The sequence below is a fragment of the Pseudomonas sp. GW821-FHT07B01 genome, from assembly GCF_059419065.1.
The window spans coordinates 22,606-28,949 of the sequence record NZ_JBWKRA010000042.1 but is presented as its reverse complement, the minus strand read 5'-3'; the positions used below and the strand labels follow the sequence as shown (position 1 = coordinate 28,949).

General features: G+C 58.6%; 9 protein-coding genes. 4 read left to right on the top strand and 5 right to left on the bottom strand.

Annotated features, from left to right (window positions below; translation table 11 throughout):
* Together AC07S6_RS26950 and AC07S6_RS26945 are read left to right on the top strand one after the other, a co-directional pair.
* The coding region (locus AC07S6_RS26950) for a hypothetical protein (protein WP_495113384.1) at positions 1-337 on the top strand (337 nt) is incomplete at its 5' end.
* An 89-nt stretch (positions 338-426) separates the two neighbouring features.
* The gene (locus tag AC07S6_RS26945; RefSeq protein WP_034126737.1) at positions 427-846 is read left to right on the top strand and encodes an organic hydroperoxide resistance protein; all 420 of its coding nucleotides are present in this window, start codon (positions 427-429) and stop codon (positions 844-846) included.
* A gap of 65 nt (positions 847-911) precedes the next feature.
* Here AC07S6_RS26945 and AC07S6_RS26940 read toward each other — a convergent pair whose 3' ends face one another.
* Positions 912-1,484 carry an elongation factor P gene (locus AC07S6_RS26940; protein WP_032892737.1) on the bottom strand — a complete coding sequence of 191 codons (573 nt, stop codon included), beginning with the start codon at positions 1,482-1,484 and terminating at the stop codon, positions 912-914.
* A 49-nt stretch (positions 1,485-1,533) separates the two neighbouring features.
* Positions 1,534-2,667 carry an elongation factor P maturation arginine rhamnosyltransferase EarP gene (gene earP, locus AC07S6_RS26935; RefSeq protein WP_314548401.1) on the bottom strand — a complete coding sequence of 378 codons (1,134 nt, stop codon included), beginning with the start codon at positions 2,665-2,667 and terminating at the stop codon, positions 1,534-1,536.
* 132 nt (positions 2,668-2,799) lie between these two features.
* Here earP and AC07S6_RS26930 point away from each other — a divergent pair, with 132 nt between their 5' ends.
* Entirely contained in the window at positions 2,800-3,168 is a 369-nt protein-coding gene (locus tag AC07S6_RS26930; protein ID WP_038449530.1) for a hypothetical protein, read from the top strand.
* 14 nt (positions 3,169-3,182) lie between these two features.
* Positions 3,183-3,665 carry a GreA/GreB family elongation factor gene (locus AC07S6_RS26925; protein ID WP_495113383.1) on the top strand — a complete coding sequence of 161 codons (483 nt, stop codon included), beginning with the start codon at positions 3,183-3,185 and terminating at the stop codon, positions 3,663-3,665.
* Between the two features lie 125 nt (positions 3,666-3,790).
* Here the strand turns inward: AC07S6_RS26925 and cysB are convergent, their stop codons facing one another.
* The 3 genes from cysB to AC07S6_RS26910 form a co-directional block, all read right to left on the bottom strand.
* Positions 3,791-4,765 carry an HTH-type transcriptional regulator CysB gene (cysB, locus tag AC07S6_RS26920; protein ID WP_003189876.1) on the bottom strand — a complete coding sequence of 325 codons (975 nt, stop codon included), beginning with the start codon at positions 4,763-4,765 and terminating at the stop codon, positions 3,791-3,793.
* Positions 4,766-4,868: 103 nt separating this feature from the next.
* On the bottom strand, positions 4,869-5,369 hold the full coding sequence (locus AC07S6_RS26915; protein ID WP_034126733.1) for a universal stress protein: 501 nt from the start codon (positions 5,367-5,369) through the stop codon (positions 4,869-4,871).
* A 48-nt stretch (positions 5,370-5,417) separates the two neighbouring features.
* Positions 5,418-6,335 carry a 5'-nucleotidase gene (locus AC07S6_RS26910; RefSeq protein ID WP_034126732.1) on the bottom strand — a complete coding sequence of 306 codons (918 nt, stop codon included), beginning with the start codon at positions 6,333-6,335 and terminating at the stop codon, positions 5,418-5,420.
* Positions 6,336-6,344: the final 9 nt, after the last annotated feature.

The following is a 6,344-nucleotide window of genomic DNA, read 5'->3' as shown; positions in this document are numbered from 1 at the left end:
CTCACTTTTGAAAAGCCGGAATGCCGGCCCAGACAAAAGTAAGCAAAACGCTCTTGCCCCACCACTCGGCACCTCGCCCAGGCTCGGTGTGCCCGTAATCCGCCAGCGTGGTTTAACGGGGCGCCTAAGATCAAAGCAGATCAAGACCAAGAGCGGCTCGCTTCGCATCGTGGTTACCGTTGAGCTAACAGAGTTATGTAGATACCTATGCTGCGATGGCGGTACATCAGTCAACAATGCATTGACTGACACACCGCAATCGCGGGCAAGCCAGCTCCCACTTTTTGCTCTGCGGTGCCCTCAAATTTTTCAATCAGCCAAAAAACTGAAAAATTAACTTGCGCACTAAACATTAGCGCTATACATTCGCCTCACCAACTACTTAGCGCGCAAATGTTTAGCGCTAAACATACAGAGGAACGCCCCATGCAAACGCTCTATACCGCAGTAGCCACCGCCACTGGCGGTCGTGATGGTCGCGCCGTTTCCAGCGACAATATCCTCGACGTCAAACTGTCGACTCCCAAGGAGTTGGGTGGCGCCGGTGGCCAGGCCACTAACCCCGAGCAATTGTTTGCTGCCGGCTACTCCGCCTGCTTTATCGGCGCACTGAAATTCGTTGCCAGCCAGACCAAACGCAAAATCCCGGATGACGCTTCGATCACCGCCCACGTTGGCATCGGCCAGATCCCGGGCGGCTTCGGCCTGGATATCGACCTGCATGTCAGCCTGCCGGGCCTTGCCCAGGATGACGCGCAAAGCCTGGTCGACGCCGCGCACCAAGTCTGCCCGTACTCCAACGCCACCCGTGGCAACGTTGATGTGCGCTTGCATGTAACGGTCTGAAAAACAGACGCCCATGAAAAAGCCCGACTCAAAGTCGGGCTTTTTTCGTATCGCCGGGGCCAGAATTACTTCTTGGCGCGACCTTTGTACGAACCACCTTCACGGGTGTCGATCTCGATCATGTCGCCGATTTCGATGAAGTCTGCAACGCTCAGCTCGGTACCGTTCTTCAGTTTGGCAGGCTTCATCACCTTGCCGGAAGTGTCACCGCGAGCCGAACCTTCGGTGTAGTCAACCTGACGCACGATGGTGGTCGGCAGCTCTACGGAAACCAGGCGATCTTCGAAGAAGATAGCTTCGCAGACGTCTTCCATGCCTTCTTCGATGAACGGCAGAACGGCTTCGATATCTTCAGCGTTCAGCTCGTACATGGTGTAGTCGGTGGTGTCCATGAACGTGTAGGTGTCGCCGCTGATGAAGGACAGGGTCGCTTCTTTGCGGTCGAGGATTACGTCGTCCAGTTTGTCATCGGCGCTGTAGACGATCTCGGTCTTATAACCGGTCAGCAGGTTCTTCAGCTTGGTCTTCATGATTGCGCTGTTACGACCAGACTTGGTGAACTCAGCTTTCTGAACCAGCCAAGGGTCGTTTTCGAGACGGATCACTGTACCGGGTTTCAGTTCTTTACCAGTTTTCATTGCGTATATCCGAAATTTGGATGGGATTGACAAAAATCAAGGTGGCGTATCATATCCAACTTTCATAAAACTGTACCAGCGCCGTCGCAAGATCGGCCTGCAAGCCTTGTTCCAGACACCACTTCTCAGCGTGCTGGGTGACCTCGGGCCAGTGTTCCAGCAGCATTTTCCAGGACTGTGCCATATCGCCATCAGCGTTCCAGGCTTGCCAGAGCGTGACGACGGCAGCCTTGGCGGCCGGTGAAAGTGCGGCAGTGTACAGTTCCAGGAAGGCATCGAGCTTGTCCAGGTGGATGTCTTCGTCCTGGCGGTAGATGTGCCATAGCATTGGCCTCCCCGCCCACTGGGCACGCACGAACGAGTCTTCGCCACGTACGGCGTTGAATTCGCAGCACCATAGCAATCGGTCATATTGCTCCTGACGCACGAATGCAATCACCTGAACGGTCAGCGCGCCGCGCACCTGAATGTCTCCCGCCGACAAACTGCTCACCCCCAGCCAGCGCTGCACATCCCCCAGAATGCGCCCTTCCGGCACCAGCAAGTGCGTTCCACGCCCATCGGCTGCCAGCACGTCCAGCCAGCCAGCCAAGCCATCATTCTCATAGGCAAACAGCGACATCAAACGCGCGCCGGCCGTCGGAGCAACGCCCAGGCTTTGCAGGAACTGTTGCTGCGCGGCGGCGTCCTGCTGAAACGCCCGGCGTCGCTCCAACAAGCCGGCTTCACGCAACAGGCCGCCGGTGCCAGGGCGAAATCCGGGGAAGAAAAAGTATTTCTGCACGCCTTTGTACTTCACCGAAGGCAAGCGATGACAGCCCACCACCCAGTCTTCAGCGCTGAGGTAATCCAGGTTCATCCACAACGGCGCACGTTCACACTCGGCCATGCGGTCCATGTACTCAGGCGGTAGCTGGCAGGCGAACGCAGCAATCACCACATCGGCCGGGTGCGCGCCCGCCCACTCGGCCGGCCAGTGACGCACTTCGACGCCCTCTTGCCATTGCTGGCCCACCTGCACATCAATGTCCGGGCACATGCGTTCGAAGGCGCGCAGGTCATCGACCCACAAGCGCACGTCACAGCCATGCTCCACCACCAACTGCCGGGCCAGGCGCCAGGTCACGCCGATGTCGCCGTAGTTGTCGACGACACTGCAAAAAATATCCCAGCGGGCTTTCATTCCGGGCTCCATCAATCAAAGGTTCGATTGTCCGCATAAATGCGTGGATGCAGAAGGCTTGATCGCGATTATTCTGCACGGAGGCTGTGCGACAATCACCATCATGCCGTCAATGCCTGCCAGGAGGCCCTTATGTCTGACCGTCCGTTATCGCTGTTCAAGCTCTGCATCGCGATTGCCGCCGGCGTGTGGCTAGGGTTTATCGCCATTGCGCTGACCGCCTGGCTGGCGTCTCGCTACCTGTTCCCCCAGAGCCTGGCGCCGGTGGCACAGGCGGTTCAGCAATTGGGCAAACCGGCCATGGTTGAGCCGCAGCCACCGAACCGTCTGTTCGAACAGTACCAACAGAACCTGCAAAAACAGGAACAACAACAGGCCCTGGACCAGGCCCGAAGCAACGCGCGTAACCTGTCCAACCCCAAATGCCAGTTCTGGCTGCAACAAGACCAGAACGCCCCCAATGAAAAGACGCGGGCCAATGTCCTGCAATTCTGCGATTGATGCCAGATACCGCCATGAATAAACACGCCGTGCTCCAGCTGATCCTGGAAAAGCTCACCGTCGACATCGACGTCGTCCAACGCGCCGCGCAGACCGCCTACGAAACCGCGACCCACGAAGAAAACATTGCCGAAAACAAATACGACACCCTCGGCCTGGAGGCTTCGTACCTGGCCACCGGGCAGGCCCGACGAGTGGAGGAGATCAAGCAATCGCTGGTGCTGTGCCAGCAACTGCAGCTACGTGCATACGATGATCGACGCGGGATAGAGATAGGCACGCTGGTGGGCCTGGAAGACGAGGACGGTCGCCAGCAATGGCTGTTCCTGGCGCCGGATGCGGCGGGTTTGAAAGTGGATGTGGTGGGGCAACCGGTGACGGTCATCACGCCACGCTCGCCCCTGGGCAAAGGCCTGCTGGGCAAGCGTATCGATGAAGAGGTAGAGATTCTAGTGGCCGGCGCTCGGCAGCACTATACGGTTACCGAGGCCAGATAACCTGCAGCCCTCTGTAGGAGCGAGCTTGCTCGCGAAGGAACGCAAGGGCGCTGCATTCTACCTGGCGCCCCGCGTTAACGTTGGCGATCTTCGCGAGCAAGCTCGCTCCTACAGGGTCATCGCGGTCAGTGGACGGGCAATTCAACGCCGTCGAACAACTCTTCCAGCTCTTGCTTGTTGTGGCACTGGATCGCCTTGGCCATTACTTCGCGGGTCAGGTGCGGTGCGAACTTCTCGATGAAGTCGCACATGAAGCCGCGCAGGAAGGTACCGCGGCGGAAACCGATCTTGGTCACGCTGGACTCGAACAGTTCGCTGGCATCCAGCACCACCAGGTCTTTGTCCAGGTTGGTGTCGACCGCCATCTTGGCGACGATTCCGACGCCCAGGCCCAGGCGAACATAGGTCTTGATCACGTCGGCATCGGCAGCGGTGAACACCACCTTGGGCGTGAGGCCGCGATGGCTGAACGCTTCGTCGAGCTTGGAACGGCCGGTAAAGCCGAACACGTAGGTCACGATCGGGTATTCAGCCAAGGCTTCCAGGGTCAGCTTCGGCAGCTTGGCCAAAGGGTGCCCCTGGGGCACAACCACGCAGCGGTTCCAACGGTAGCAGGGCATCATTACCAGGTCGCCGAACAATTCCAGGGCCTCGGTGGCGATGGCAAAATCGACGGTGCCGTCAGCGGCCATTTCGGCAATCTGCATCGGCGAACCCTGGTGCATGTGCAGCGCTACGTCTGGGTATTGCTTGATGAAATCACGGATCACCGGCGGCAATGCATAGCGCGCCTGGGTGTGAGTGGTGGCGATCGACAAGGTGCCTTTCTTCTCGTTGGAGAACTCCTGGGCGATCTGCTTGATGCTTTCGACTTTACGCAGGATCTCGCCGGCGGTGGTGATGATGCGCTCGCCAGCTGGAGTGACGCGGGTCAAGTGTTTGCCGCTGCGTGCGAAGACTTCGACGCCCAACTCGTCTTCGAGCAGGCGGATCTGCTTGCTGATACCAGGCTGCGAGGTATAGAGGCTTTGAGCGGTAGCGGAAACGTTGAGGTCGTGGTGCGCCACTTCCCAGATGTAGCGCAGTTGTTGAAGCTTCATATGAATCCCTCAAAGCAGATAGACGCCACGGGTATCAGCGACGGTATATAACTATATTAAAGGTTTGACGGATAAATCTAGAACTTTTTATCGTTTTTACCGATCAACTATCGTCACTGCGCCGACGCTGCAGCGACGGCACCAGGTAAACCGGCACCGGGGACAACTGCAACACCCGTGCGGCGGTACGCCCAAGGGGGACGGCCACGCCGGTCGCCTGGCTATGACTGCCTACGACCAGCAAGTCGACGGACAGTTTTCGCAACTGGTCGAGAATCACCTCGCAAGGGTCCCCCTGGATAACCTTGACCGAGCGAATCCATTGCAGGTCCTGCTCCCCTTCCTCCCACTCCTCGCGAAAGCTGTCCAGCACGCGCTGTTCAATCGTCGCCATCACCGTGCTCAGCCCCTTGCTCTGCCATTCGCTCAAGGCGGTTTCATCAAGGTAGCTCTGCAACACCGATTCGGCGAACAAGCCAATGGGCTCGACCACGTGGATCACATACAGGTCAGCCTTGAACGTTCGCGCCAGCGCCACTGCATGTTGCATCACATAGGGTGCATACAGACCGAGGTCCGTGGCAAACAGCATCGAGCGAATCATAAAACCTCCTGGATTGCCAGGATGGCGGGAATTGAATGAGCTTAGCAGCTAGCTCTCGGTCTGGATTCTCAACTCATTGCTGATGCCATGGGGCACGTGCCCGGTGGCCACTACCTCCCTGGCTTTCTCGCAATGGCCGGCCTGGTCATCGAAAAACACATCGGCGGCAAAGGCTTCCAGAAACGCGGATTTTTCCAGGCCACCTAGGAACAGCGACTCGTCCAGCCGGATATCCCACTCGCGCAACGTGCGGATCACACGTTCATGGGACGGTGCCGAACGTGCGGTGACCAACGCGGTGCGGATCGGGCAGGCCTCATCGGCAAACTCGCGTTGCAACAGGTTCAGTGCCGCCAGGAAGCCCTTGAACGGACCGCCGTGCAAAGGCTGGCGCGCCGACTCTCGCTCGCTGGCCTGGAAGGCTGCCAGCCCACCGGCCTGGTAGACACGTTCGGACTCATCGGAGAACAGCACGGCATCGCCATCGAATGCGATGCGCAGCTCTTCGCTGGAAGCGCGGCGCGGGCCGCCGGACAAAATCGTCGCGGCCGCAAACCCGGCATCGAGGGCGCTGCGCACATCTTCAGCATGGGTGGAGAGAAACAGATGACAACCGAAGGCGGCCAAATAGGGATAGGGACTACGCCCGCCTACGAAAGCGGCGCGGGAAATATCCAGGCCGTAATGCTGGATCGAGTTGAACACCCGCAGCCCGGTATCGGCACTGTTGCGCGACACCAACACCACCTCGACCCGCGCACGCCCCAGGCTGGCATTCAGGCTCAGCAGCTTCTTGACCAGCGGGAAGGCATCGCCAGGCTCGAGGGTTTCTTCCTCGTGCTCGATCTGGTATTTGCGGTAAGCCTCGACCCCTTCAGCCAGATAAACCTTGTGGCTGTCACTCAGGTCGAACAGCGCTCGTGAGGAAATCGCCAGCACCAGTTTGTCAGCCAATCCCTTCACCATGGTGGTTCC

Excerpts from the sequence above, each read along its gene's own strand:
- AC07S6_RS26945 (WP_034126737.1), top strand. The coding sequence starts at position 427 with ATGCAAACGCTCTATACCGCAGTAGCCACCGCCACTGGCGGTCGTGAT.
- AC07S6_RS26940 (WP_032892737.1), bottom strand. The coding sequence starts at position 1,484 with ATGAAAACTGGTAAAGAACTGAAACCCGGTACAGTGATCCGTCTCGAA.
- earP (WP_314548401.1), bottom strand. The coding sequence starts at position 2,667 with ATGAAAGCCCGCTGGGATATTTTTTGCAGTGTCGTCGACAACTACGGC.
- AC07S6_RS26930 (WP_038449530.1), top strand. The coding sequence starts at position 2,800 with ATGTCTGACCGTCCGTTATCGCTGTTCAAGCTCTGCATCGCGATTGCC.
- AC07S6_RS26925 (WP_495113383.1), top strand. The coding sequence starts at position 3,183 with ATGAATAAACACGCCGTGCTCCAGCTGATCCTGGAAAAGCTCACCGTC.
- cysB (WP_003189876.1), bottom strand. The coding sequence starts at position 4,765 with ATGAAGCTTCAACAACTGCGCTACATCTGGGAAGTGGCGCACCACGAC.
- AC07S6_RS26915 (WP_034126733.1), bottom strand. The coding sequence starts at position 5,369 with ATGATTCGCTCGATGCTGTTTGCCACGGACCTCGGTCTGTATGCACCC.
- AC07S6_RS26910 (WP_034126732.1), bottom strand. The coding sequence starts at position 6,335 with ATGGTGAAGGGATTGGCTGACAAACTGGTGCTGGCGATTTCCTCACGA.